The sequence below is a fragment of the Haloferax sp. S1W genome, assembly GCF_044593955.1.
Taxonomy (GTDB): domain Archaea; phylum Halobacteriota; class Halobacteria; order Halobacteriales; family Haloferacaceae; genus Haloferax.
The window spans coordinates 2,840,872-2,866,507 of record NZ_CP172595.1 but is presented as its reverse complement, the minus strand read 5'-3'; the positions used below and the strand labels follow the sequence as shown (position 1 = coordinate 2,866,507).

Below are 25,636 nucleotides of genomic sequence, written 5' to 3'. Positions count from 1 at the left end.
AATGCGATGAACGTGTTAGCAATAGTCGCGCATCCAGACGACGCTGCAATTTTCTGCGGCGGAACGCTCGCAAAACACGCCGAACGCGGCGACCACGTCACGGTTGCGCACATGACTCGCGGGGAGTACGGCGGACTCGGGAGCAGCACCGAAGAAGCGGTCGCAGCAGTCAGAACCGAGGAATCGCGGGCCGCAGGCGAAATTCTCGGTGTGGATGAAGTCGAGTTCCTCGGGTTCAAAGACGGTCGTGTCGAGTACTCCCTCGAAAACCGCATTGCGCTCGTCGATGTGCTCCGGAAGTACGACCCAGATATCGTCCTCACGCACTTCCGAGACGACTTACACCCGGACCATCAGGCGACCTCCCGCCTCGTGACGGACGCCTACTACATGGCGTCGCTCCCGCTGGCCGAGACCGATTTCGAACCCTGTGACCCCGACAACATCTACTTCTTCGGCAAGCCCACCTCGTCGTTCGAACCCGAGACGTTCGTTGACATCTCCGGCCACCTCGACACGAAAATCGAGGCGCTCGAACAGCACGAGTCACAAATCGACTTTCTCGTCGACCACGGCGGCATCGACGCCGAGTTCGACAATCTGGTCGACAGCCTCCGCGCCGAGGGGATGTCCCTCGGCAAGCGCGTCGGCTGTGAGGCGGCCGAAGGCTTCGCCCCGCTTCACGAACAGGCCCGAGACTACCTGCACTGAGTCCGACCACAATCCAACGACGCACTCTCAACAAGAATCCAACGACGTACCCTACCAATGCGTGAACTCACTACCGACGACGCACCCGCGAGTATCGGCCCGTTCTCTCAAGGAATCGAAACCGACGGCACCATCTACGTCTCCGGACAGGGACCAATCGACCCCGATACCGGCGAGGTTGTCAGTCAGGACGTGCGCGAACAGACGAGACAGACCCTCGAAAACGTCGCGGCGGTCCTCGACGCTGGCGGTGCTTCCCTCGACGATGTCGTGAAAGCCACCGTCTTCGTCAACGACATGCGCTACTACGACCGCGTCAACGAGGTGTACGGCGAACTGCTGTCATCTCCCTACCCCGCCCGCAGCGCGGTCGAAGTCGTGAAACTCCCCGTCGACATCAAAGTCGAAATCGAAGTCGTCGCCGAGACGTAACCGAATCGCCGCCGTCCGTTCCTTCCTCCGCGAATCTCCACACTTCCCGCGACATTCGGTACTCGACGCTGAAACCCGTCACTCCACGTTCGGAATCGTCACCGGCAACGTCCCGCTTCCGTCCGCGTGCCCGAGGACGACGTCCGCGAGTGCGTCGAGCATCGCGGGCGAGTAGCCATAGCCCGTGACGTACGTCGAGACGTCAGGGACCGCAGCGAGGTCGTACGGGTCCCGAACCGAGATGACGGCCAGCGTGGTCGATGCGGCGGCTATCTCGCGGACGACGCGCGCCTGTCCGGGGTTCGACCGGGTGTGGTACGTCGCGGCGACGACCTGCTCGCCCCCATCGAACGGGTGGGTGTACTCCTCGGGGTCCGGCACTCGGTGGAAGAACACCTCGACATCGTGCCGCGCGAGCGACGCGAGAAAGTCACTCGGGTCGTATCGGTCGTCCTCGGCGTCCGACTGGGCGGTCCCCGAAAAGCCGACGAGGTGAATCGGCTCCGTCGTGTCGAATGGAAGGGTATCGTCGCGGTCACGGACGACTGTCACACAGTCGTGGGCGAGTTGCCGCGCGACCGTTCGCGACTGCTCGACCGCCGCTGGCCACTCCCATGTGGTGTCGTGGTCGTCGCCGAACTGTCGGCGCTTGTACTTCCGGACTCGTTCGTACGCGCTGTCGATTCGTGCTTCGGGGAGGTCACCGGACTCGACGGCGTCGATAACTCGCTCGATAGCCTCGCGTTGGCGCTCCGGCGAGTGAGACACGAGCACCACGTCACACCCTGCCGCGAGTGCTTGGACCGCTCCCTCGGCAGTTCCGACCGTCCCGGCGATGGCGTGCATCTCCAAACAGTCGGAGACGATGAGGCCGTCGAACCCGAACTCCTCGCGGAGGATACCCGTGAGAACCGCTTCTGAGAGCGTGGCCGGGAGCGTGTCGTCGCCCGTAATCGCCGGGAAGGCGATGTGGGTCGTCATGATGGCGTCGATGCCGCCGTCGATAGCGCGACGGAACGGGACGAACTCGACGGCCTCCAGTCGGTCCCTGTCGTGCGGGATGACCGGAAGCGACCGATGGGAGTCGGTTTCAGTGTCGCCGTGGCCGGGGAAGTGCTTCCCGCAGGCCGCGACCCCCGCAGACTGGAGTCCGGCCGCAAGTGCCGACCCCAACTCGCCGACGACTTCCGGGTCGTCACCGAACGACCGAACGCCGATGACCGGGTTTTCGGGGTTGTTGTTCACGTCCAGCACCGGCGCGAAGTTCATCCAGATGCCGAGCGAGGCGAGTTCGTCGCCGACTGTCTCGCCCGCCGTCCGGAGTTTCGAGGGGTCGCGTGTCGCTCCGAGTGCCATCTGACTGGGCAGTTGTGCGCCCCAGTCGAATCGGGAGACGACGCCGCCTTCCTGGTCTGTGGCGATGAGGAGTGGTGGTTCACCCGCGTCGCGCGCGATAGTCTGGAGTGTCTCCGAGAGCGACGCGACCTGTTCGGGCGACTCGATATTTCGACTGAAGTAGATGACGCCGCCGAGGTGGTGTGACGAGAGTAGCTGTTCGATATCGTCGGTCGGTTCGGTGCCGTCGAAGCCAGCGACGAACAGTTGTCCGACCTTCTCTTCGAGCGGGACCGAACGCTCTGCTGTCGACACGTTGTCTGTCATTCGACCGGACAGTCGCGGTGAGCGGTCTTAGTGCTACTGTCTGACGCACAGTTTGGCGCGACGGTCCGACAAAAATCGTCTCGGGTGGTGCTGACGTTAGTGCTTCACGCTGCCGGAGGTCAGTCCGGAGACGATGGGTTTCTGGAACAGGACGAACAGGAACAACAGTGGAATCGTCGCCACCGTCGACGCCGCCATCATCTGTCCCCAGTAGGTCTGCGTCTGCGTCTGGAACTCCTGGATACCGATTGCGAACGGCGTGACGCTGTCGGAACCGAGGACAGACGCGAACAGCACCTCGTTGAACGCGAGGAGGAACACGAACATCGAGGTGGCGGCGATGCCCGGCGCGGCGAGGGGCATCACGACCCGGAAGAGCGCGCCGAGTCGAGTACAGCCGTCGATTCGAGCAGCCTCACCCAACGCCTTCGGGATGGTGTCGAAGTAGCCGCGGAGCATCCAGATTGCGAAGGGGATGGTGAACGTCGAATAGAGGAAGATGAGCCCGTGATACGTATCCTTCATCGGGAGGCCGACCTGCATCTGGATGTTGATGAAAAGCAGGTACATCGGCAAGAGGATGAGCACACCGGGAATCATCTGCGTCCCGAGAATCGACAGTTCGAGTTTCGCCTTGCCGGGGAACTCGTATCGGGAGAACGCATAGGCCGCGAGGCTGGCGATAAGGATGGTCACGACCGTCGTCACGCTGGCAATGACGAGGCTGTTGAATAAGTAATCGAAAAGCGGGAACCGCTGCCACATCTCGAAATAGTTCGAGACGTGGAACTCGCTGGGAACGAGCGACGGGTTCTTGGTCATCACCTGGCTGCGAGATTTGAAGCTGTTCATCACCATCATCCAGATTGGGAACAGCGCGAACAGGAGAACCAATCCGAGCGCGAAGCGCGCGAACGCGTCGAAAAGGAGTTCGCGGCCGTCGGTCGTCAACCGCCACGACTCGGGGATGCGGCCGCCTTCGTCTTCGGTTCGAAGTGCGCTCAGCATCTCAGATGGCACCTCCTTCGAACTCGCCGCCGATGACGCGACTGTAGTAGATGTACGCGAGTATCATCGCGACGATGAACAGGACCGTACTCATCGCCGCACCGAGTCCGAACGACCAGTTGGAGAAGGCGTAGTTGTAGATGAACAACATCAACACCTTCCCCGAGTCGCTCGGACTCGCCCCGAGAAGCACGTACGGGACGGTGAAGTTGATGAGCGTCCAGACGACCATCAGGAGGACGATGACGACTGAAACCGGCTTCAACTGCGGCATCGTGATGTACCGGAACTTGCCCCAGCGACCCGCACCGTCGGTCTCTGCGGCCTCGTAGAGGTGCTCCGGAATCGATTGCAGTCCGGCGTAGAGCATAATCGCTGCCCACGGGAAGTTCTGCCACATCCACACGACGGTAATCGCGACTATCGACCGCGAACCGATGAGCCAGAAGAACGACCCGTCTATGAGACCCGCCATCCGGAGGATGTGGTTTATCATCCCGGTGTCGGTGCGGAACATCATCTGCCAGGTCAAGACAGTTACGACGGCGGGCGCAATCCACGGCACCAACACGAGCGTTCGCGCCGCGAGTTTCCCGCGGAAATCACGGTTCAAGAGGAGTGCCGTCGCAAGCCCGAGCGTGTATATCCCCACGACGGACCCGACGGTGAAGATGAGTGTCTGCCGAAGCGAAGTCCAAAACTCCGCGCCGACGATAGTGCTCGGATTGAATATCTTGGCGTAGTTTTCGAACCCGACTATCGGCGCGTTCCACCAGTTCGACACGTACGACGCATCGAGTTGGACGAAACTGATGTAGAAGCCCCAGACGATGGGGAGAAAGTGGATAATCCCCATCATCAGGAACGCCGGGAGGAGGAGTTTGTAGGCGAATCGCGTATCGTCGCTCAGTCTGGGTATTCGAACCTGTACCCAGTCCGGGACGGCTCTAGTGAATCCTGTTTTGGCACGTTCTAACATGTGGCATCACTTCTCAACTGGTTCATAAATATGTTCTCAAATGTTGGAGGGTTGGTGGGTTGTGCTGACTGTGGGAGTCGTGTGGTGGGAGTCGGAGACCAATGTGGGAGGAACACAGTGTGTGATATCGAGTGGTGTTGGTTGGTACTGTGTGCTGGTTTGCTGTTCTTGGCGTGCAGTGTGGTGGTTTTGCTGCTGTTAGTTGCTGTGTGTTTGTCGTGCTGCTGTGAGTTGCTGTGGTGGGTGTCGTCGCGCTCGCGGTCGGTTATTCGCTCAGGATGTTGTTGGCCTGCTGGACCGCCTTGTCGAGGGCGGCCTGCGTGTCGCCCTCACTCCAGTTGCCGCTGACGCCCTTGGTGAGGACATCGGTCACGGCGTTCTTGATGGTGCCTTCGACTTCTCCCCAGCCGACGACCTGCGGGAACGTCTTCGCACCCGGCAGGACTTCGTCGGCGAACGTCTGATACAGCGGTCCGGAGAACTGCTCCTGGTCGAAGCCGCTTTTTATCGTCGGCAGGAAGCCGGTCATCGAGGCGATGTCGGCGTTGACGGCGGGCCGCATCAGGTACTTAAGCCACTTGGCGGCCGCGTCCGGGTAGTCGGTCCACGGGTGGATACCGACGAGGTTGACCCCGTAGAACGTCGACGACTGCCCGTTTGGACCGGCCGGCGGCTTGTACACCGACATCGAGTCGCGGGTCGCATCGCCCTCGTTGACGACCCTGTCGACCGTGTTGAGAGAAGCCCACGTCCCCGCGATGCGCTTGTTGATGAACGCACTATCGCGGGCAGGACCGTCCCACTCGGCGGAGGCCTTCGGGGCGACCTTGTACTTCGTCGCGAGGTCTTTGTAGAAGTTGAGCGCCTCGACGGCTGCGTCGCTGTTGAACGCCGCTTTCGAATTGTCGCTCGAGAGCAGTTTTCCGCCCGCTTGCCAGACGAACATGGCATAGTACTGGGTCACTGCCCAGTTGTTCGCTCCCGGCAGTCCGAACAGGTGCTTGTCCGGATAGGCCTCTTTGAACTGCTTGCTCTGTTCGACGAGTTGGTCCCACGAGGACGGTTGGTTGCTAATTCCCGCCTCGTCGAGCATACTCTGATGGACTAGGTGGCCACGCGGACCCCAGAACCACGGGAAGCCAGCGGTGATGCCGCCGTGTTCGGCGACGTTTGTCGGTTGGTCGTAGACGCCGTCGAGATTGAGTCCAAGTTCGCTCAGGTCCATCCACGCGTCCGACTGCACCTGCTTGGGCATCCACGTCGACGCGATTTCCTCAACGTCCGGGCCGTCGCGGCTGGTGATGCTGTTGAGCTGTTTTTGCTTCGCGTTGCCCCACCCCATCGTCTCGATTTCGACAGTGATGCCCGTCTCCTCTTCGAACTTCGTGGCGTGTTTCTCGTAGAATTTCTCGACGCCGTTGGTCGCGAAGTGACGAGCTTTGAGCGTTACGTCCTCGTTGGTCTGGCTGGTCGTGCCGGTGAACTGCCCGAGACAACCCGTCAGGCCCGTCGCCGCCGCAGCGCCGGTACCTGCGAGGAGTTGCCTCCGAGACAGGATACGCTTGCTAGTGTCTTCCATGAGACAGTACCACTATAGAAATCACACTATTTATAATTCATTGTTATGTCCGGTTACGTTTTATGATAGGTCAACATGTCCGCTCGACGCCGAAACGCGGCCACCTCGACCCCCACCACGAGGAGTTATTACATCATGGTCGCAATACCGCGCTATGGAAATCACCGGGTACGACCTCTACGAACTCCCTCCGCGCTGGTTGTTCCTCAAGATAGAGACCGACGACGGACTCGTCGGGTGGGGCGAACCAATCGTCGAGGGGCGGGCGAAAACGGTGAAGGCCGCCGTCTCGGAGATGCTCGACGGCTACCTCGTCGGGAAAGACCCGCTTCGAATCGAAGACCACTGGCAGGCGCTGTACCGAAGTGGGTTCTATCGCGGCGGGCCGATTCTCATGAGCGCAATCGCGGGTATCGACCAAGCGCTGTGGGACATCAAGGGAAAGCACTACGGCGCGCCAGTCTACGAACTCCTCGGCGGGAAAAGCCGTGACAAAATCAGAGTGTACCAGTGGGTCGGCGGCGACCGACCTGCCGACGTTATCGAAGAGGCACACCGTCTCGTGGACACCGGCTACACGGCGCTGAAGATGGACGCGACGAACCAGACGCGACACATCGAGACGGCCGCCTCGATAGAGCGAGTCGTCGACCGGATTCGCAAGGTCAGGGAGGCAGTCGACAACACGGTCGATATCGGCGTCGACTTCCGCGGCCGCGTCTCGAAGTCGATGGCGAAGGCCCTCACCAATCGCCTTTCGGACCTCGACCTCATGTTCGTCGAAGAACCGGTGCTCCCCGAGAACGTCGAACACCTCCCGGCAATCGCCACGCAGTCACCAGTGCCGATTGCGGCGGGCGAACGGCTCTACTCGCGGTGGGATTTCAAGGACCTCTTCCGCGGGGGCGCTATCGACCTGATTCAACCCGTCGTCTCCCACGCTGGCGGCATCTCGGAGGTGGTCAAACTCGCAACGATGGCCGAGGCATACGATGTCGGCGTCGCCCCGAACTGCCCGCTCGGCCCGATTGCGCTCGCGGCCTCCGTGCAGGTCGATACGTACATTCCGAACCTCGTCGTCCAAGACCACGGCTTCGATATTCACTCGCCCGACCTCGGGCCTGCGTACGACTACCTCGACGATTCGAGCGTCTTCAGCTTCAACGACGGCTACCTCGACACGCTCGACGACCCGGGACTGGGAATCACAATCGACGAAGAGACCGTCGAAGCGCGCTCCAAGGCCCACGTCGAGTGGCACAACCCGACGTGGCGAAACGAAGACGGCAGCATCACCGACTGGTAACGTCCCTCCAGCCAACCCGCCACATAGTCGGTTCGCAGTCCTGCCATCCCTTGCCGCCGACCCTCCCGTGCCTTGGTCGTGCCGCAGTCCGCCACGAAACCGTTAAACCGCTCTTCTTCGACTTCGAGATATGACCGACCGGAGTCAGGTACCGACGCTCTCCGCGCCGAAAAAGACGTTCGCTCTCATCGAGGAGATGGCGAACCGCGACGCGCCAGTTCGCGTCTCGGACCTCGCCGAGGAACTCGGCTTCACGCGGAGTACGACCTACAAGCACCTCGCGACGCTGCGGGAACTCGGTTACGTACGAAAGGTCGGCGTGAAATACGCGCTGTCGTATCGGTTCGTGCTGTTCGGCACCCGAATCCGTGGCCGGTCGCCACTCTACCGCGCCGCCAACGAACTCATCGACCAACTCGCCGAGACGACGAACGAGACGGCCGGACTCTTCGTCAAGCAGGGCTCCTACGGCGTCAACCTCTACCAATCGACCAGCGATAGCTCGGAGACGGTCGAGATGGACAAACACCTCCACTGTACCGCCCCGGGAAAGGCAATCCTCGCACAGCTCTCGGACGAAGACGCGGACGGCGTCGTCGATACCGCCGGTCTTCCCGCGCGCACGGACAACACGATTACTGACCACGAGGTGCTCGCAGACGAGCTGGCGAGCATCCGCGAGCGCGGCATCGCCATCGAGCGGGGCGAACAGCGTCCGAATCAAAACGGGGTCGCAGTCGCGTTCGAACACGAAGACGAAGTGGCCGCCGTGTACGTCGTCGGCCACGCGGACCGACTGAGCAGTAAACGACTCGAAGAAAACATCCCCGGGATGCTGCTCGGGACGGTCCGGCAAACCAAAGAATCGCTTTGACGGGCTGAGACGGTGCAGTTACCGTTCGGACGGCGGGACGAACTCGACGGCCGTCTTGATTTGGTCGGTGCTGCGCTCGAACGCGGCGGACGGCGCTTCCGCCGGGACGACTTCTGTAATCACGTCGTCGATGAACCAGTCCGGAAGCGACGACACCGTCTCGATTGCCATCTCGAAATGCGGGATGTGGGAGTTGACGCTGCCGACGAGCGCCTTGTTCTGGAGCACCATCTCGCGGTGGAGTCGCCCACCGTCGATTTCGAACGCCCAGTCGCCGGGGACGCCGAGAAGCGCACCCACGCCGTTCGGTGCGAGCGCGTCGAGAACCTCGAAAGCGTGTTTCGCGTAGCCGGTGGCCTCGACGGCGAAATCGACGTGTCCGTACTCGGCTGGGATTTCCGGGACCGGCGTCTCCCGCGAATCGATGTAGGTCGCGCCGAGTTTTTCGATGATGTCGATGCTCGGGTCCGGCCGGCCGCGGCGACCCAGACAGTAGAGTTCGTCCACGTCGCGGGCGAGTCGCGCCAACGTCAACAGGCCAAGCGGGCCGTTTCCGAGAACGAGCGCCGAGTCGGGGTCCCACGTGAACGCCGACCGGGTCACAAACGCGTGCTCGATAGCCTTCTCCGCGTTGCTCATCGGTTCGACGAGGAAGCCGTGAGAAACGAGCGACTCCGGAAGCTCCACGAGGAACTCGGCCGGACTCGTGAAGTACTCCGACATGTAGCCATGGGCGTCGACGATGCCGCGTTCGACGTACTTCCCGTCGGGAGCCATGTCGGGTTCGCCGCGCTCGAAGTACTCGTTCGTCCCCTCGGGCGGTCGGCGAACGGTCGGAATGACGATGTCGCCTTCCTCGAAGCCAGTCGTGGTCGGGTCGACGACGACGCCGACCGCCTCGTGACCCAGTATCTGGTAGTCGTCGCCCGGCGGGAAACCACCGTGAGTACCCTTGATAACCTCGTGGTCGGTGCCGTCCACGCCGACTCTGAGTGTCTTGACGAGGGCTTCACCGTCTTCGGGTTCCGGTGTCGGAACATCGACGACGCGTGGGGACTCCTCACCGCGATGGACCGCAATCGCACGCATTACAGGGTCACCCCTCGGAGTCGCCCGGCTTGTGTATCGTCTCTCGGTGTGTCCGAACTGTTCGTCCACCACTGACGTGCCCGGTGTCGTGACGCAGTGTCACCGACACAGGGGCGGCTCGGTAAGCCGTTCATCACCGAACACATCACTGGGTTGGAAGAAATAGCTTCGGGTGGACCGCAGTTTCGCCCGCCCGAGGTCGCTCACTCGCTCGTGAAGGGAGCGAAGATGGACGAGAACTCGTACGGTTCCTGCTCGATACCGCTTTTTACGGGCGATACCTCACCGGACCCAGTTCCGTTGTCCCGGTCGATGGACCAAAACGAGAGCAGGCCGATGTCGTTGTCCTGTGCGAAGGAGACGACCTGCTCTGCATCCGACTGCGTGAACTTCCCGCCGACGTTGTTCACGCCAATCATCGGCGTGATGCCGACCATGCGCCAGCGCTCGGCGGCCGACTTGTCGGGGAAGAGGGTCCCGAGGTCGTCGTGGAGGTTACTGGCCGACTGGGTGACGATATCGTCGCTCGGTTCGACCCACCCGTAGTTCATCGTCATGATGTTCACCGTGTCGATGGTGACACCCTTGTCGATGGCGTCCTGCAGCACGTCTTTGCCCTGTGCGGTCAGCCCCTTCGTCGAGGTCGGGAGTGTAAAGGAGACGCTGACCTCGGGGCGACGCTCCTGAAGCGTCGCGAGTGCCGTGTTCCGGCGTTTGACCGTGTCCATGGCGAACGCCTCTTCGTCGATATCCAGATGGGTCGCACCGTACGCATCGACGACCGCCTCGAAGCGGTCGGCGAGGACCGCCGGGTCGTCGGTTCCGTCGGCGAGGTACGGGCCTGCCGCGCCACCGAAGGCGATGATGACCTCGCCGCCAGCGGTGTGGATATCGTCGATGTAGCCGCCGACGGACGAGTCGCCGACGAGTTGGTTCGCGTCGCCGTCCCATGCGGGTTCCCCGTCCGGTCCCGCGAGCACGAAGGCGAGATGGAAGTAGTTCGTTCCGGCCTGCTCTGCGTGGTCTATCGGGGCAGTCTCCGGATTCGTAGAGACGTGGTCGTAGGGCGCGAACACGCTCGACGGGAGACCGTCCGGTGTCCCGCCGCCGCCATCGGCTGACTCGACGGTGACGGTCTTGTCTGTCGAATCCGTCGCGCCGTCTGACCCCGTGACAGTGAGGCTGACCGTGTACGACCCCGTGGAGGCGAACGCGTGCGAGACAGTCTTTCCGGTCGCGCTCTCGCCGTCGCCGAAGTCCCACTCGTAGTTGTCGATGGTGCCGGAGGAGTCGCTCGCGTCGAAGGAGACTGATGTATCCGGCGTAACCGTCGCGTCGTCGATAGTGAACGCCGCGGTCAGGGTCTCGCCGTCGCCACCTCCATCGACGGGACCGACTTTGGACCAGTAGGCCGACCCTTCGGACGGTTCGGCGTTTCGAGACGAGAGGTCGGCCTCCCAGATGTATCCGTCGTGAGTGACTCGGTCGCCTTCCTCGTAGAGCGTGGTTTCGTCCCATTTCGGCGGCGACTCAGCCGAGACTGCGGTCGATGCTGCGCCGACGCCAGCGACTGACGTGGCGAGTGCCGAGACGGTTCTGAGGTAGGTTCGACGGTGCTGTGTCATGGTTTGGTCGTGAGTGGTTGTTGTGTCATTGGTGGGTCGTCGATAGGTGCTGTGTCATTGGTCGGCTGTGAAGGGGTTGAAGATAGACGAGAACTCGAACGGTTCCTGCTCGATGAGAGTGCTCTCGTAGAGTTTGTCGCCCTCACCGTTGTCGCGGACGAGTTCCCAAAACGAGAGCCATCGGAGGTCGTTGTTCTGTGCGAATTCGCGGACCTGCTGGGCGTCTTCCTGATAGAACGTCCCGCCGATGTCGTTGACGCCAATCATCGGCGTGAGTCCGAGCATGCGCCAGCGCTCGGCCGCCGACTTGTCGGGATAGAGGTTGCCGAGTTGTGCGTGGACGCTCTCGGCCGCGCTGATGGCGTTTTCGGCGTTCGGCTCGATATCCGCGCCGTAGTCCATCACCATCAGGTTGACCGCTTCGAGTTCGACGCCCTTCGAGACGGCGTCTTCGAGGACGAACAGCACGTCGTTCGAGGAGTGGTCCGGGAACCCCGAGGGCATCACCGGGAGTGTGTAGGAGACGCGCAGGTCTGGATACTCGTCTTGCAACATGACGAGCGCCTCGTTGCGGCGGCGAATCGCCTCCTCGTCGCGGCTGATGAGCGACTCCTCGTCGAAGTCGATGAAGGTCAGGTCGTACGTATCGACGACCGTCGCGTAGGCGTCTTTCAACTCGCTCGCGCTCGACGTTGCTTCGGCGAGGTACGTCCCGTTGAGGCCGCCGAACGAGACAATGACCTCACCGCCGTGCTGGTCTCGAAGTTCAGTGAGTTGCGTGCCGACATCGAGCCAGTTGCTCGGTTCGCCGACCTTCTGGCTTCCGGCCCACGCCGGGTCGCCGTTCCCGTCCGCGAGGACGAACGCGAGCGTGAAGTACTCCGTTCCCGCCGCCTCGACGTTTTCCGCCAGCGAGAGCTGGTCTTCCAGCATCATATCGACGTACGGGGCGAAGATACGGTCCGGAATCGGATTCGCCGAGGGAACGCCGTCGGCGTCGACTGTCAGTTGCTCCGTCGCGTCGGCGGTGTTCCCGTCAGCGTCGGTCACGGTCAGCGAGACGGTGTATTCGCCGGTCTCCTCGTAGGCGTGAGACGCGGTCAGTCCGGTTTTCGTCGTTCCGTCGTCGAAGTCCCACTCGTAACTGTTCAGGTCACCAGTCGAGGCGCTGGCGTCGCACCGTATTTCGGTTCCGGGTTGGACGAACGTGGCGCTCACGTCGAAGGCAGCAGTCGGTGGGTCGCCCGCGTTGGCGGCGGGTTCGATTCCCGTCCACATGTTCGCGTCGTCGGTCGGTTCGTCGCCTTTCGTCCACCACTTGGCCTCCCAGATGTAGGCGTCGTGAGTGACTCGGTCGCCGTCGGTGTAGACCGAATCAGGGTCCCACTGCGGTGGGTCTCCGGCCGCCGCAACCGACCCGACACCGGTGGACGAGAGGCCAAAAACGCCAGTCAGTCCAGCGAGCGACCTGAGTACCGAACGTCGATGCTGTTTTCGTGGGCTGTCGGAGTTCCGGTCTCTTGGGTCGTCGGAGTTTCGTTTCATTGGTTTAGCTGCCCGTGAATGGCGTCGAGGAGGGTTCCGTTGTAGTCCTGTGACAGTTCCCAGAACATCACGCCGCCGAGACCTCTCGACTTCGCGAGTTTGACCTTCTCTTCGATGGATGCGGGGTCGTCGTAGCTGATGAATATCCCCTTTTCTTCGTTCCAGAGCCACGGTACCTGTCCTTGCTCGTTGACGTTCTTCTCCCAACCGTCGGCACCCTCGTAGTTCTCTTCGAGGTCGCCGTAATCGAACGCGCCGGTGTTCGCCTGGTCGGGACCGAGGAGGTGGTTCCACGTTCCCGGTGGAATGACCTCGTTTTGGTACTGTGGGTCACCCTGTTGCCAGTCGGAAAGCGAGAAGGTGTCCCAGATTCCGTTTTCGACGATACAGCCACGGCCGTAGAACGGCAGCCCCAAAACGAGACTCGCGGGGTCTTCGACGGGTTCGCCGTACTCTTCCCACTGCATCCAGTCGACCCAGTAGCCCTGGTTCTTCCAGATTTCGAGCGTCGTCTCGATGGTGTACTGCTGGGCGTCTCCGGACGGTGGATAGTCGTCTGGCGTGCCGTAAATCGGCGCGTTCAGCCCGGCAGTCTCGTGCCAGACGCCGGTGAAGTCGTACGCCATCATGTAGATGTCGTCGACGACACGCTCGACTTCGCGGTGCTTGATGAGCGAGGCGTTCCAGTCAGACCCGCCATTTGCGACCGAGAGGTAGTACGTCCGGCCGTCTTCTTCCTCGACGGCGTCGAGTTTGTTCCGGACGGCTTTGAGGAGTTTAACGTGGTTCGCCGGACCCTCAGCGCTCCCACACTCACAGACGCCGCGGTTCGGGCCGGGGTGTTCCCAGTCGATGTCGATGCCGTCGAAGTCGTACGTCCGCATGAGCGAAACGGCGGTGTTTGCGAATCGCGTCCGGTTCGCTTCGGTTGCAGCGGCGTCTTCGAATCCGGGGGAAAGCGCCCACCCTCCGATAGAGAGTTTGAGCGTGGTATCCGACGCCGGACCCTGTTTGAGGTCGGCGAACGACTGAAGCAGGCCTTCGTGGTCGACTTCGCTGTCCGGAATAACCACGCTGCCGTCGGATTTTACGTTGAGGAACGCGTACAGCACGTCCGTTACCTTGTCGAAGGGGATATCCTCGGGATAGTACTGATAGTCCTCGTTGCCCTTCCAACTCGGGTAGTAACCGACGACGCTGAACTCCTCCGACGGGGCGTTCTGTGAGACGGTGACCTGCTTCGATGTCGTATCGCTCGCGTCGCCGTCGCTCACGGTGAGTGTGACCGTGAACTCCTGTTCCGACTCGTAGGTGTGCGACGCGGTTTCTCCGGACCCGGTCGCTCCGTCGCCGAAGTCCCACTCGTAACTCGTGGGGCTTCCACTGGACTCGCTCGCGTCGAAGGTCACTTCGACACCCGGTTCGACGTAGGTGTCGCTCGCGGTGAACGCGGCTTTCAGGCCGTTGCCGCCCCCGGCCTCCTCGATTTGCTTCCAGACGTTCGAGTCGGTGGTTGGCTCGTCGCCTTTCGTCCACCACTTGGCTTCCCAGATGTAGCCGTCGTGGGTGACGCGGTCACCACCCGTGTACGCAACGTCGGGTTCCCACGCAGGGGGTGTCTCTGCTGCCGATGCGGTTGCGCTCGCACCCGAGAGGAGTGCGAGCAGGGCTGACGTGTTCCGTAGGTAGCTTCGTCTGCTCTGTCTCATAGGTCGAAATCGCCCTCGTCTATCAGGTGCGTCACGGCCGAGACAGCCGGTTCGAGCACGGGACTCGGTGTACCGGTTGCCCCTGCCGGTTTCCACGCCTCCTGTGACGTGCTGGCGACGAATCCTGTAGTTACTACCTGTTATTAAATTTTGATGAAAAATAAATTTTAGTCTGGGTTAGAAAGAATTTTGCTGCCGCTGTTCGCCGTACCTCGGTGCGCGGTAGCACCGAGAGAGACGCGTCCACAGGGTTTCGCGGTGTCAGAGGTGTTCGAGCAGCGTGTCGAGGAGTACTTCGTTCTTGTCGCCCGAGAAGGCCCAGAACATCAGCCCGCCGATGTCGTTTTCGACGGCGTAGTCAGTCTTGATGCCGACGGACTTCGGGTTGTCGTAGCTGACGAGCACGTCCGAACTGCTCGAATATATCCACGGGACCTTGGCGGTGTCGTCCCAGTGGTACTCGTACTCGGAACTCGGTTCGAGGTTCTGATTGATGTCCCAGAACTCCATGATACCGTTGTCCTGTCCCCACGTGCCGTCGGGGGACCCTTCGAAGGACTGGTACAGACCACCGTTGTCGCTGCTCGCGACGTTGCCGAAGCTCCGACCGTAGAACGGCAGCCCCATGGAGAGCTGCGAGCTGTCGAACGCGGTGTTGGCCCAGTACGTCATCGCGGCGTCGACGTTGAAGTCCTCGGCCCGCGGTGATGGGTCGTTCTCCTTGTAGTACAGCGGACTCTGGTGGTTCGTGTACTCGTCGAAGGCTCCGTGGAAGTCGTAGGTCATGACGTTCACGAAGTCGAGGAGCCCGGTGTTCCGCTGATGGTCGAGTCCGTCGTTCTTCTTCGGGTCGGCGGACAGCGCAGTCGTCAGGAGGTACTCCTGTCCGTCCTCTTGCTCGGCAGCGTCGAGTTCGGCCCGGACCGCCGCCAGAAGGTCGGAGTAGCGTTTCTTGTCGCCGTCGCGGACGATGTTGCCCGACTTGCCGCCACCGCCGGGGTACTCCCAGTCGATGTCGAGGCCGTCGAAGTTGTGCTCGCGCATGATTTCGACGGCGGTCTGTGCGAATCGCTGGCGACTTGCCTCGGTTTCGGCGGCGTTCGAGAAGTACTTCGAGTCGTTCCAGCCACCGATGGAGAACAGGAACTTCGTCGTCGGGTCGTCGACGAGTTCGTCGAACCCGGTGTGGTCGTGCCACGACTCGGGCTTGAGAACCCGGTACGCCGCATTCTCGTTGATGTAATCGACCGCCCCGTCTTCCGTGACGGTCAGGAAGGCGTAGTTGACGTGCGTGACCTTGTCCAGCGGGATATCGCCGGGGGTGTACTCGCGGTCCCACTGCGCCCACTGCATGTAGTACCCGACGACGCGGTGGTCGGTCGGCATTCCGCCGTCGCTCGCGGTGATGACTTTCGTCGTCGACCCCGTCGCACCGGCATCGTCCGTGACGGTCAGTGTGACCGTGTACTTGCCTGCCGATTCGAACGTGTGAGAGACGACTTTCCCGGAGCCTGTCGTTCCGTCACCGAAGTCCCAGTCGTACTGGGTTGCGCTGTCGCCCGACCCGCTCGCGTCGAACTCGACTGTCTCGCCCGGATTGATGACGAGGTCGCTCGCGGTGAACGACGCTGTCGGGCCGTCGCCGCCATCGTCGACCTTCTCGATTTGCTTCCAGACGCTCGCGTCGGTGCTCGGTTCTGTCCCTCGCGTCCACCACTTGGCCTCCCAGATGTAGCCATCGTGGGTGACGCGGTCACCGCTGGTGTAGGTTGCTTCCGGGTCCCACTTCGGGGGGTTCTCTGCCGCTACGGCCGAGCCTGCGCCCCCAAGGAGCGCCAGCAGGGCCGACGTGTTTCGTAGATAATCTCGTCTGCTCTGTTTCATGGTTCTCGCGGACCGTCCTCGACAACAGTACCGTATGCTCCCATTGCCGAACGTATCCTGTAGAGTCATTGTCACACAGACGGTAATAAATCTACGGGCAGTCATATCCAATCCGGCATATTTGTGCGACCAGTCCATTCTGACCCCACAGGGTTCAGTTCGTGCCGACGCTAAAACTCGGCAACCACCTCGCACCATCTGTTTCGTAATAGTAACAACCGGAGACTGTCGGGTGAGCAGTTGTAAGACACCGCGAAACCGACAGACAACCACTGTACTCACCATATGCTGCCGTTTCGCCATATCTGTCGTCAATCCAGGACTAGACGACATTGACTCGCAGCCGACCCGGCACCAACAGATTATTTCGTAATGCGAAATCGGAGGTGATTGCGCGAGTCTCTCGGTCGAGGCCGTGCGAAAGTTCGCTCGGGAAGGAAGATAGATTACAGCCATACGCCTGTAATGGTAGAGACCCATCTTGACCGGGCAGAGTGTTACGGCCGTATGGTCGTAATGGCGTTAGCCACCACGAAGTATAAAGAAACAATATACTGATTTTCTTAATCCAGTATTGGAGATTAGCTTGATATTTCTCAAAATATAGTATAGTATTGATTTCTGGAATTTAGACGTGGCTGCACACCCCATCCAAAACAATAATCGGGGAACTACGACGTAACAAATAACATACTATTGAAATCGAAGTGTGAGGGGAAACAGCCCTGAACAGCATATCTAGGCATCTTAGACAGAGTATAGGAAATAAATTAAAATGAAATCAGTGAGATAAGTACGACCAAAACACCGCTGTTTGAAACCTCACGATAGCATATGACTGGCCAATACAAACGATAGTATGTTTGTTGATTCTATTAATTTCCTTCTTTTTGATATTTTGAGAAGCGCGTAGAGTATAAACATCATCTGAGTTGTTATCCGACAGTCGGTCACGTCGAAATAATGGTCAGAACACACGGGCGATGCAAAGTCAATTCCAACTCACTCCGTGAGCCAGCGATTCAGCAAGGAGGCGAAGGTGAATAGCACCACCAAACACACCGTGCTAGAAGCTAGCACGACCACCGACATCGTTTTTCCTCCAGATTACGTACGGTCGGTACCGATGATGGCCACCACTCACGCCCTCGCGGGTGTCGCTCTCGGCACTGCCGTGATGGCGTTGGTCCCCGAGGCCGGGATTATCCCGGTTCTCGCGGCCGCGCTCGGCGGCCTGTTCCCGGACTTCGACCTGTACGCCGGGCACCGAAAGACCCTCCACTTCCCCGTCTACTTCAGCGCCCTCGCCGTGCCTGCGCTGGCGGTCGCTGCGGTGAATCCGACCACGACCAGCCTCGCTGTCGCGCTGTTCCTCGCGGCCGCCGCCGTCCACTCCGTCTCCGACATTTTCGGTGGCGGACTCGAACTCAAGCCGTGGCTGGGCACGTCCGAGCGCGCCGTGTACGACCACTGGAACGGCCGCTGGCTGGCCCCAAAGCGACTGATTCGCTACGACGGGTCGCCAGAGGACCTCGCGTTGACGCTCGTCCTCGCGGTTCCGCCGGTCCTCGTCTTCGACGGCACCATCGAATTACTCGTCATCGGCGCAGTCGCCATCTCGGGCGTCTACGTCCTGCTCCGGAAGCCGATGGTCGTCGCCGCCGAGCGCCTCGTGGCGGCGCTGCCCGACCACGTCGTCGACTACGTGCCAGAACGGTTCATCCGCGACCTGCGGTAGTCGACTGCGCCACTCCGTTTTAGACTTCTTCACCGACCCCTGAGCAGTCAGTCCGTCGGTTCGGCGTGCTCCGTCACTGGCGACTCAGCCCGAGACTCGCTCCGGTGAAGGAGATACGCGCAACCGACGGCGACGACACCCGCTGCGGTAGCAATACCGAATGCCACGCGGTAGCCCGCCGGAGTGTAAACCCGCGCGCCGGCGACTGTCTCACCCGTCCAGTACGCATCGAGCGCGTAGCCCATCACCGCAGGGAACACTGCAGCCCCGAAGTAGCCGAGGCTGTTTATCGCGCCCGTCGCCGTGGCACTCGCCGCCGCGTCGTGGCGTTCCTTGGCCACGGTAAAGGCGATAACCGCCCCGCCCATGACGAACAGCGCAGCGAAGAGCAATCCACCGGCAACGAGTAACGGTGGGGTCACGAGGAGGAAGATGAGACCGTAGGCGACGGTAAAGACCACACACGATGCGAGAATGAAGAGCGTCCGGTGACCAAGACGGTCGGAGAGCGACCCCATAAGTGGCGACCCCAAGAGGAAGCCGACGTTGCCGACGAAGACGAACATCGAGGCCGTTTGGACCGACACGTCGTAGAGGTCGGCGATGTACGGGACCCCCCACAGGCCGAGGACGGTGAAGTTGGTCCCAATCACGAGGAACAGCATCGCGCCCATCAACCACGTCTCGCGCTCGCCGAGCACCCGTTTCGTATTCTCGACGACAGTGGCAAACTCGATAGTCGAAGACGGCGGTTCGACCCCGTCGAGCGGTTCGAAGCCAGCGTCGCGGGGGCGGTCACGAACCGCGGCGTACGTCAGCGCAGCGAGACCGAGTCCGCCCACACCGATTGCGAGGAGAACCATCCGCCAGTCAGCCTGCTCGATGGCGATGGCTAGGGGAGTCGTCGCGAGCACGCCACCCAATCCCGCCGCGGCGACGGTCCACCCGGTCATCGTCGCGAACTCATCAGGCCGATACCAGTTGGCGAGAAAACGAAGCGTGGCCGTGTAGAGGACGCTCCCGCCCAACCCGAGGAGCGCCCGTGAGGCGAACGCGAGCCAGTAGGTCGGTGCCAGTGCGAACCCGAACACCCCGAATGCCATCACACCCAATCCCGCGGCAGCGACCCGCCGTGACCCCACACGGTCGACGAGGATACCCGCCGGTAACTGCAACCCCGCGTAGATGTAGAAGAACGACGCGTGCAGCAACCCGAGTTCCGCGCCGGTCGTGTCGAACGCCCGCGAGAGGTCGTCCGCGAGGACAGCCGAAGTCACCCGGTGGAAGCTGACGAGCATGAACCCAACTGCCAAAAGCGCCCACAGCGCCCAGCGCCAGCGAGTCGGGCTCGACCGAATCGAGAACCGTGCCATGGCTCAAGTGACAGGGCGTGTGTGTAAATGTCTACCGAGGAAAGAGAATAGAAATCAAATTTGATAATAAATCCCGAAATGTTAAGGGAAAATACTGTATCGGGGTCTGATGTGAAACATCCCGGCCTCAAGTTACGGATGGCGGTATCCGGAACAGTTCTCTTCGCGTTTTACATGCTCATTGCCACGGCAGTGTGGGAATTCGTTGGCTCCGCTGTCGCCGTCGTTGGCCTGACAATTCTGTTTGTCGGCGTCCAGTACAAACTCGGAAAGTGGCTCGCCCTTCGAAGTATCAATGCAGAGAATCTGCCCGAAGACGAGTTCGACGAGGTTCACGAGACGGTTGCGCGACTGAGCGACGACATGGGTATCGACAAGCCCCGTCTCATGTACGCGCCCATGGGCGCACCCAACGCCTTCGCTGTTGGGCGACAGGCCAGCGGTGTCGTCGTCCTCGGTACAGAACTGATGCAGATACTCGACGACGACGAACTCGAGGGTGTCATCGCTCACGAACTCGCCCACCTCAAGAATCGCGACGTGCTCCCGATGGTTATCGGCCAGAGTATCGCGATGCTCTTCGGGTGGGGCGTCTACTTCGTCGTCAACGAACTCATCGGCGGTCTCACCGGGTGGATTCTCGGCTGGATTGCGAGCGTTATCGCACAGTTGCTCGTCACTATCTTCGTCCTCGTCATCTCGCGTGCCCGCGAGTACGCCGCCGACGAAGACGCTGCACAGTACACTGGGAACCCAGCGGCGCTCGCCAGCGCGCTCGCAAAGATTGGCCACGTCAACCAACAGGTAGAACAGAGTGCTGTCAACGACAGCGTGAGCGCACTCTGCATCTTCGGCGACAACCGCGGCCTGTTCGCCCGACTATTCGCGTCTCACCCCCCGATGGAAAAGCGAATCGCGCGACTCGAACATCTCGATTGAGCGCTGTCGCCGACACGACCACGCCACTGCTCGAAGGCACACCCGGCGATAGCGTTCCCGTGACGACTTCGAGTCTGTTCCTTCTGAAACCGACAGCCACGACAGTTGTGACTGAAGGTCGGTGTGAGGTGTGAAGAGTCTCTTCCAATCTTCGGCCGGGATTTGAACCCGGGCTCTCGTCGCCGTCAGGTGGTTTCACCACCTTCCGGCTCGCACCGCACCAAGGACGCACGCTTTGAATCTGGGCCACCCAGAAATCGGCCTGTTTGCCTTTGTGCCCGCTCTGAATCGGCTCGATTCAGGACGAGTGTGGCTGGCTCCTTCGTGGACAAATTGTCGGAAACAACATGAGCCTGAAAACGACACCTCCCCACGAAGCGAAGAATCGGTTTCTGAAAGACAAGAACCCCGGAGTCACCGAGAAGACCCTCAAGAACTACCGGACCTGCCTGCGCCAGTTCTGTGACTGGTTAGACGACCAGCGGGTGACGAACCTGAACGACCTCGACAGCGAACTCATCCAGCGGTACAAGGAACACCGTCTGTCCAAGGTCAAGGTCATCACCGCTCGGCAGGACATGATGACAATAAAGCAGTTCATCGAGTTCTGCGAGCATATCGCTGCGGTCCCACGCGGGATGGGAGACATGGTTCGGATACCCTCGGTCAGTGAGCAAGACGAGGTTTGCGACGACCTACTGACGCGGGACGAAGCCACCGAGATACTGGACTTCCTCAGGAAGTACGAGTACGCGAGCAAGCGGCACGTCACACTCCTCCTCTTGTGGAAGACCGGAATGCGGATGAGTGGTCTTCGGGCTCTGGACGTGGGGGATTACGACGAAGGAAGGCCCGCGCTTGAACTCCGGCATCGAGCAAGAGCGGGAACCCCACTGAAGAACAAAGAGAAGAGCGAGAGAGATGTCCTCATCACTCCTGAGACGGCTGAGGTTGTCTCCGATTACATCACACAGACTCGCCCTGACGTAGAGGACGAACACGGGAGAGCGCCGCTTCTCGCTTCTGAGAGTGGAAGAGTTGTGAGTACGACTATCCAGCGATACGTCTACACGGCGACTCGACCCTGCTACTACAACGGCGGAGAGTGCCCCTTCGACCGCGACCCAGAGACGTGTGAGGCCATGAGTTGGAATGCCTCGTGTAAGTGTCCGGGGTCGGTGAGTCCCCATGCACTACGTCGCGGGTACGTGACTGCTGCTCGGAACGCAGGACAGCCGAAGGACGTGACTGGAGAGCGGGTCAATATGAGCGGGAAGGTGCTAGACAAGCATTACGACAAGGGGACGAGTGCGGAGAGGGCAGAGAGGCGGAGACACCACATCCGGGACATATAAAACACATATGATTTGACATATTACTACATTTGCGAGGGTTTTTATACACTCCTACATGTGATTGTGACATGTCAGATATTCGGGTCTCAGACGTTTTTGGAACTCAGAGAAATGAGCCTAAAAATTATGTTGAGAGGGAGTATGTGGATGACCAATTTTTGAAGAATCTGAGAAGAGATAAGCACGTTGTAATTCACGGCGGTAGTAAACAGGGGAAAACGTGTCTTCGAAGCCATTGCCTTGAGGACGATGAAATGGCCGAGATAATATGCCAGTTCGATACTTCTCTTGTTAACCTCCAAGAACAGATACTCAAGAAGGTAGGGTATAGAACAGAGGTATTAAACAAAGAGACCCAATCTGGCCATAATAAACTGAAGGCCAAATTAACCAGTAAAATTCCCGGTATCGGCGGAGGTGGGGTAGAAGGCGAGATGCAGGAAGGATACAAAGATGAGACGCAGACGAAGCCGCTGGAATTAGACCCGAGTGATATAAACGACATAGTTGAAGCAATAAATAAAACAGATTTTGATAAATATATAGTACTTGAAGATTTCCATTACCTGCCAATAGATGTACAAAAGAACTTCGCTGGACGATTGAAGGCCATTCACCAACAAACTGACATTACATTTATTATTGTCGGGGTGTGGCTAGAGGAGAATCGACTCATTCTGTATAGTGGAGACCTAGGAGGAAGAGTCGTATCGGTGGATGCTGACTCGTGGGAGCGCGGCGAGTTGAAAGGTGTAATAGAAAAAGGAGAACGTCTCCTGAATATTAAATTCGATGAGCAATTCAAATCCGAATTAGTCAGTAAGTGCTACGAGAGCGTATATGTTCTTCAAGAAATATGTTTGAGAGTCTGTTGGAATAATGATATCACCTCTAAGCAACCAAACACCACGGAAGTGTCCCCCACCAAGTCGGTTGACGAACTAATTGATGACGTGATGTCCGAGCAGGACGCGACTTATCGAGGGTTCCTGAGGGAATTTTCAAGCGGGTTTAGAAAGACAGACTATGAGCTATATAAGTGGATACTGTACTCGCTTATCACTACGGATATAGACGAACTCAAGTCTGGAAAACATATGAGGGATATTCTGGAAGAGATTGAGCATAGCCATCCAGAGGTCGATAATGTCAACCAAGGTCACCTCACTCAATCCCTTGGAAGAGTAGTACCTCTTCAGAACGACAAGAATATTGAGCCAATAATACTGGACTATAATTCAGATGCTAGAAGATTAGATATCGTGGACAAGAGGTTCCTCATCTGGCTTGACAACAGGTCTATGGATACTTTGATGGAGTTCATTGACATAGAACAGTAGCCGTTTCCGCACACAAGGTGCAACCCATTTGGAAGTAGCTCACGCAATCCGTCGTATGGATTATGCTCTTTATTAGGATAGACGGTCGTAGTAATTGAGTTCAGTCACGAGTACCGTATCTGAATCCCGAAATCTCCAGCTCTCGAAGTTCACCACACGAATCGCGGTTCCCTCCACCGTCAATGCGGTACGACCAGGTCCGGTCGCCGGGGTTGCTCACTTCTAACTGGTACTTTGCACCATGGAAGGTTCTCACCTCGACAGTAATTTGAGTGCTGTTAGCGCGTTCAACCGTCGTGACTTCGTTGACAGTGCAGGGCTGCCCCCGAGTCGTGTAATCGACATTCTGTCCGGCTGCGAAGTAAATCCGGTCTTTGGGCTCCAGTCTACTCAGGAAGTCAAATGCTTCAACGACGGTCAAGGGTTGGACCGAGTTTCGCAATTGCGTCATGCAAGAGGATTGCCCCGATAGGACATATACCTAATCAGGGGTCAATTTAGTATAAATTCAACCCGTTAGAGAAGAGATTCTAATAAAGGACTGCTACTGGCGCACCCATTCGTAGAGTGAAGTTTGTGTATACCCAAAAACAGAGTCCGTTCACCTCCAAAACATGGTGTTAGTCCTTCTCGTAGTTGTACAACACCAACCCAAAGAGAACGCTTCCAACAACCAGGCCAAAGAACATCTTTGGAGTGTTAAAGCGAATCGAGTAGATGTCGAGCTGGTGGACGAGCACCGGGGCCGAAAACGCAACGGCAGACGGGACAAGGACGAGGTATCTATCGACCGTCTGGTCATAGCGGATAATATCCTTGAGTGATCCCACATTGTCATCTCGCATGTTAATGTAAACTCGACTGATGACTGCTGCAAGCGCCAAAGACTGGACCGCAACCATATCGCCTGTAACCCACGCCACACTCCACTCCAAGGTATACCCGATCACCACTGCGCCGATAGCGTTTACCATGAACTCAAGATGAGCAATGTCCCGCTTGGACGACATCGGGAGGCCAGAACCCATCTGCGTCCAGATTCGGACGAGAACCGCGTAGAAGAAGAGCGTCATCGCTTGGTCAATGAAGTAGTAACTGAATCCGGAAACTAAGAACGCTAATAGGACAAGTACTACCGAGGCAGATAATATCCAATCTTCATCAGAGATGTCTTGGAGAGATTTACGAAACCGGTCACCTTGTGCAGACATCTTCAGAGCCACCAATTATGCAAGTGAATCACCGGAATTGATTTTGACGAAGAGCGTCTCCAACTTCCTTTACTCCACGAGCCAAGAGGATAGCTCCACCAACGACCACACCGCCCTCAATTAATTGCGTTGCAAGGCTCTTTTTGTCTGGGTTATGTTTCAACGTATCTCGCTTTTCGGCGGGTATCGCTGACCGACTCTCAACGGCCTCTTCGACCCACTCTGACATGTTCTGTTTGCCGTAGTCCTCCTTCCAGCGGTACGTAGGAAAGATGCTCGACAGTTTGACTTCACCAGACTCAGTGTCCACGTAGTAGTGGTCTAATGGGTTTTCACCGCGGGTCCCTCGATTTCCGTATCTATTCTTTAACGAATCAATGCGAATGCCGAGTAACGCATTCCCACGCTTGATGCTCTGTTCGACTTCGTATTGGACGTACTGACGCTCCGCTGTTTCCTCACCAATGAGGACAGCAGTGACCGACGTATGTCCGAGTTGTCCGTCTATCCAGTTCTCAATTGCCTTCTTAGTTTGCCGTTTGGCCTCTTCCTGTTCGGCAGCGTCGAAGAAGCCAGCAGCTTCCCTGTCCGGGTGGGTTACCCAACTATTCCGAACTTGGTTCGCCCTCCAGACGTCACGCTGGAAGTGGTAACTGAAGAAGACTCGTCTAGCCAAGGGTGAGACCTCCGTTGGTCTGAATAGTCACAATGCTGAACCCAATGAGTAGGAGTGCAATCATCCCGTAAAAGAGGACGAGTGTCGTTGAAAACATCATCCTAGTAAATGGCTTTATTTCGTCGTCGAAACGGGAGGCGTCGAGGTCGAAGAGGTGTTCGCGTGAGTCTGGCCGGTTGAGACGGACCCAGTTGTAGAGTTCTCGGTACTTGCACTCTTGTCGGAGGTAGAAAGCGTCTAGTCCCCAGAACCCGATGAGAGGGAGCACAGCACCAAATAGCTGAAAGTTGCTGGTACGGAAGAGAAGCGCAACTACGACCAAAGTGACGGTCCACCCTTTGATTTTGAATGAGTTTGACGCCTGCCGGTCGATTATGTTCTGAATCATCTCGAACTCTTGGTACATGTGCTCTTCCGGTACCGGTTCGTCGCCGTCAGCCAATTGTAGCGACCTCCTCACCCTGGTTAACTCTCCAATTGTCTCGCTTGAACTTGGGTACCATCTATTCTCTAACACCGGACTCCTTCCCGGACTCGTTGAAACCAGGACCGACTGCGTATGTCTGCATAAAACGTGATTCCAGTGCCAGCAATAAGAAGA

Annotated in this window: 21 protein-coding genes; 8 read left to right on the top strand and 13 right to left on the bottom strand. The window is 58.9% G+C overall.

All coding sequences use genetic code 11. The features are described 5' to 3' along the window. Positions 1–6 precede the first annotated feature (6 nt). Together ACH9L7_RS14975 and ACH9L7_RS14970 are read left to right on the top strand one after the other, a co-directional pair. Positions 7–711, top strand: coding sequence for a PIG-L deacetylase family protein (locus ACH9L7_RS14975; RefSeq protein WP_396611489.1), 705 nt, complete (start codon positions 7–9; stop codon positions 709–711). Positions 712–768: 57 nt separating this feature from the next. Next, on the top strand, positions 769–1,143 hold the full coding sequence (locus ACH9L7_RS14970; RefSeq protein WP_396611488.1) for a Rid family detoxifying hydrolase: 375 nt from the start codon (positions 769–771) through the stop codon (positions 1,141–1,143). Positions 1,144–1,221: 78 nt separating this feature from the next. Here the strand turns inward: ACH9L7_RS14970 and nagZ are convergent, their stop codons facing one another. From nagZ to ACH9L7_RS14950, 4 genes are all read right to left on the bottom strand, one after another. Beyond that, positions 1,222–2,805: a beta-N-acetylhexosaminidase gene (nagZ, locus tag ACH9L7_RS14965; protein ID WP_396611487.1), complete on the bottom strand. Its 1,584-nt coding sequence runs from the start codon at positions 2,803–2,805 to the stop codon at positions 1,222–1,224. 96 nt (positions 2,806–2,901) lie between these two features. Next, complete coding sequence (locus tag ACH9L7_RS14960; protein WP_396613291.1) at positions 2,902–3,813, bottom strand: carbohydrate ABC transporter permease; 912 nt, start codon at positions 3,811–3,813, stop codon at positions 2,902–2,904. A 1-nt stretch (position 3,814) separates the two neighbouring features. Continuing rightward, entirely contained in the window at positions 3,815–4,792 is a 978-nt protein-coding gene (locus ACH9L7_RS14955) for a carbohydrate ABC transporter permease (RefSeq protein WP_396611486.1), read from the bottom strand. 265 nt (positions 4,793–5,057) lie between these two features. Further along, positions 5,058–6,371, bottom strand: coding sequence for an extracellular solute-binding protein (locus ACH9L7_RS14950; RefSeq protein ID WP_396611485.1), 1,314 nt, complete (start codon positions 6,369–6,371; stop codon positions 5,058–5,060). Between the two features lie 154 nt (positions 6,372–6,525). On the opposite strand from ACH9L7_RS14950, the gene dgoD reads away from it, so the two are divergent. Continuing rightward, positions 6,526–7,677: a galactonate dehydratase gene (dgoD, locus tag ACH9L7_RS14945; RefSeq protein ID WP_396611484.1), complete on the top strand. Its 1,152-nt coding sequence runs from the start codon at positions 6,526–6,528 to the stop codon at positions 7,675–7,677. A 130-nt stretch (positions 7,678–7,807) separates the two neighbouring features. Next, complete coding sequence (locus tag ACH9L7_RS14940) at positions 7,808–8,551, top strand: IclR family transcriptional regulator (RefSeq protein ID WP_396611483.1); 744 nt, start codon at positions 7,808–7,810, stop codon at positions 8,549–8,551. Between the two features lie 18 nt (positions 8,552–8,569). On the opposite strand, the gene ACH9L7_RS14935 is transcribed toward ACH9L7_RS14940, so the two are convergent. The 5 genes from ACH9L7_RS14935 to ACH9L7_RS14915 all read right to left on the bottom strand — a co-directional run bounded on the left by ACH9L7_RS14935 (position 8,570) and on the right by ACH9L7_RS14915 (position 16,403). Then, the gene (locus ACH9L7_RS14935) at positions 8,570–9,640 is read right to left on the bottom strand and encodes a glucose 1-dehydrogenase (RefSeq protein ID WP_396611482.1); all 1,071 of its coding nucleotides are present in this window, start codon (positions 9,638–9,640) and stop codon (positions 8,570–8,572) included. A 203-nt stretch (positions 9,641–9,843) separates the two neighbouring features. Then, positions 9,844–11,265: a PKD domain-containing protein gene (locus ACH9L7_RS14930; protein ID WP_396611481.1), complete on the bottom strand. Its 1,422-nt coding sequence runs from the start codon at positions 11,263–11,265 to the stop codon at positions 9,844–9,846. Positions 11,266–11,319: 54 nt separating this feature from the next. Continuing rightward, a complete protein-coding gene (locus ACH9L7_RS14925) occupies positions 11,320–12,810 on the bottom strand; it encodes a PKD domain-containing protein (RefSeq protein WP_396611480.1) in 1,491 nt (496 codons plus the stop codon). After that, entirely contained in the window at positions 12,807–14,519 is a 1,713-nt protein-coding gene (locus tag ACH9L7_RS14920; RefSeq protein ID WP_396611479.1) for a glycosyl hydrolase family 18 protein, read from the bottom strand. Before ACH9L7_RS14920 ends, ACH9L7_RS14925 begins: the two co-directional genes overlap by 4 nt. Positions 14,520–14,780: 261 nt before the next feature. Then, positions 14,781–16,403 carry a glycosyl hydrolase family 18 protein gene (locus tag ACH9L7_RS14915; RefSeq protein ID WP_396611478.1) on the bottom strand — a complete coding sequence of 541 codons (1,623 nt, stop codon included), beginning with the start codon at positions 16,401–16,403 and terminating at the stop codon, positions 14,781–14,783. 1,126 nt (positions 16,404–17,529) lie between these two features. Between ACH9L7_RS14915 and ACH9L7_RS14910 the strand changes: the two genes are divergently transcribed. After that, on the top strand, positions 17,530–18,141 hold the full coding sequence (locus tag ACH9L7_RS14910; protein ID WP_396611477.1) for a metal-dependent hydrolase: 612 nt from the start codon (positions 17,530–17,532) through the stop codon (positions 18,139–18,141). 47 nt (positions 18,142–18,188) lie between these two features. Here the strand turns inward: ACH9L7_RS14910 and ACH9L7_RS14905 are convergent, their stop codons facing one another. Next, positions 18,189–19,514 (bottom strand): MFS transporter, encoded by a 1,326-nt coding sequence (locus ACH9L7_RS14905; protein ID WP_396611476.1) that lies wholly within the window; start codon positions 19,512–19,514, stop codon positions 18,189–18,191. Positions 19,515–19,592: 78 nt separating this feature from the next. On the opposite strand from ACH9L7_RS14905, the gene ACH9L7_RS14900 reads away from it, so the two are divergent. From ACH9L7_RS14900 to ACH9L7_RS14890, 3 genes are all read left to right on the top strand, one after another. Continuing rightward, the gene (locus ACH9L7_RS14900) at positions 19,593–20,453 is read left to right on the top strand and encodes a M48 family metalloprotease (RefSeq protein WP_396611475.1); all 861 of its coding nucleotides are present in this window, start codon (positions 19,593–19,595) and stop codon (positions 20,451–20,453) included. A gap of 347 nt (positions 20,454–20,800) precedes the next feature. Next, positions 20,801–21,808 (top strand): tyrosine-type recombinase/integrase, encoded by a 1,008-nt coding sequence (locus ACH9L7_RS14895; RefSeq protein ID WP_396611474.1) that lies wholly within the window; start codon positions 20,801–20,803, stop codon positions 21,806–21,808. A gap of 68 nt (positions 21,809–21,876) precedes the next feature. Then, a complete protein-coding gene (locus ACH9L7_RS14890; protein ID WP_396611473.1) occupies positions 21,877–23,148 on the top strand; it encodes a hypothetical protein in 1,272 nt (423 codons plus the stop codon). Positions 23,149–23,768: 620 nt separating this feature from the next. On the opposite strand, the gene ACH9L7_RS14885 is transcribed toward ACH9L7_RS14890, so the two are convergent. Genes ACH9L7_RS14885 through ACH9L7_RS14875 form a run of 3 tightly spaced genes read right to left on the bottom strand, consistent with a single transcriptional unit; the run spans position 23,769 to position 25,477 of the window. Further along, a complete protein-coding gene (locus ACH9L7_RS14885) occupies positions 23,769–24,359 on the bottom strand; it encodes a hypothetical protein (RefSeq protein WP_396611472.1) in 591 nt (196 codons plus the stop codon). A 28-nt stretch (positions 24,360–24,387) separates the two neighbouring features. Further along, positions 24,388–25,035 (bottom strand): TIR domain-containing protein, encoded by a 648-nt coding sequence (locus ACH9L7_RS14880; protein WP_396611471.1) that lies wholly within the window; start codon positions 25,033–25,035, stop codon positions 24,388–24,390. Further along, entirely contained in the window at positions 25,028–25,477 is a 450-nt protein-coding gene (locus ACH9L7_RS14875; RefSeq protein WP_396611470.1) for a hypothetical protein, read from the bottom strand. The genes ACH9L7_RS14880 and ACH9L7_RS14875 overlap by 8 nt, the downstream gene beginning before the upstream one ends. Positions 25,478–25,636 lie beyond the last annotated feature (159 nt).

Excerpts from the sequence above, each read along its gene's own strand:
- ACH9L7_RS14975 (WP_396611489.1), top strand. The coding sequence starts at position 7 with ATGAACGTGTTAGCAATAGTCGCGCATCCAGACGACGCTGCAATTTTC.
- ACH9L7_RS14970 (WP_396611488.1), top strand. The coding sequence starts at position 769 with ATGCGTGAACTCACTACCGACGACGCACCCGCGAGTATCGGCCCGTTC.
- nagZ (WP_396611487.1), bottom strand. The coding sequence starts at position 2,805 with ATGACAGACAACGTGTCGACAGCAGAGCGTTCGGTCCCGCTCGAAGAG.
- ACH9L7_RS14960 (WP_396613291.1), bottom strand. The coding sequence starts at position 3,813 with ATGCTGAGCGCACTTCGAACCGAAGACGAAGGCGGCCGCATCCCCGAG.
- ACH9L7_RS14955 (WP_396611486.1), bottom strand. The coding sequence starts at position 4,792 with ATGTTAGAACGTGCCAAAACAGGATTCACTAGAGCCGTCCCGGACTGG.
- ACH9L7_RS14950 (WP_396611485.1), bottom strand. The coding sequence starts at position 6,371 with ATGGAAGACACTAGCAAGCGTATCCTGTCTCGGAGGCAACTCCTCGCA.
- dgoD (WP_396611484.1), top strand. The coding sequence starts at position 6,526 with ATGGAAATCACCGGGTACGACCTCTACGAACTCCCTCCGCGCTGGTTG.
- ACH9L7_RS14940 (WP_396611483.1), top strand. The coding sequence starts at position 7,808 with ATGACCGACCGGAGTCAGGTACCGACGCTCTCCGCGCCGAAAAAGACG.
- ACH9L7_RS14935 (WP_396611482.1), bottom strand. The coding sequence starts at position 9,640 with ATGCGTGCGATTGCGGTCCATCGCGGTGAGGAGTCCCCACGCGTCGTC.
- ACH9L7_RS14930 (WP_396611481.1), bottom strand. The coding sequence starts at position 11,265 with ATGACACAGCACCGTCGAACCTACCTCAGAACCGTCTCGGCACTCGCC.
- ACH9L7_RS14925 (WP_396611480.1), bottom strand. The coding sequence starts at position 12,810 with ATGAAACGAAACTCCGACGACCCAAGAGACCGGAACTCCGACAGCCCA.
- ACH9L7_RS14920 (WP_396611479.1), bottom strand. The coding sequence starts at position 14,519 with ATGAGACAGAGCAGACGAAGCTACCTACGGAACACGTCAGCCCTGCTC.
- ACH9L7_RS14915 (WP_396611478.1), bottom strand. The coding sequence starts at position 16,403 with ATGAAACAGAGCAGACGAGATTATCTACGAAACACGTCGGCCCTGCTG.
- ACH9L7_RS14910 (WP_396611477.1), top strand. The coding sequence starts at position 17,530 with ATGATGGCCACCACTCACGCCCTCGCGGGTGTCGCTCTCGGCACTGCC.
- ACH9L7_RS14905 (WP_396611476.1), bottom strand. The coding sequence starts at position 19,514 with ATGGCACGGTTCTCGATTCGGTCGAGCCCGACTCGCTGGCGCTGGGCG.
- ACH9L7_RS14900 (WP_396611475.1), top strand. The coding sequence starts at position 19,593 with ATGTTAAGGGAAAATACTGTATCGGGGTCTGATGTGAAACATCCCGGC.
- ACH9L7_RS14895 (WP_396611474.1), top strand. The coding sequence starts at position 20,801 with ATGAGCCTGAAAACGACACCTCCCCACGAAGCGAAGAATCGGTTTCTG.
- ACH9L7_RS14890 (WP_396611473.1), top strand. The coding sequence starts at position 21,877 with ATGTCAGATATTCGGGTCTCAGACGTTTTTGGAACTCAGAGAAATGAG.
- ACH9L7_RS14885 (WP_396611472.1), bottom strand. The coding sequence starts at position 24,359 with ATGTCTGCACAAGGTGACCGGTTTCGTAAATCTCTCCAAGACATCTCT.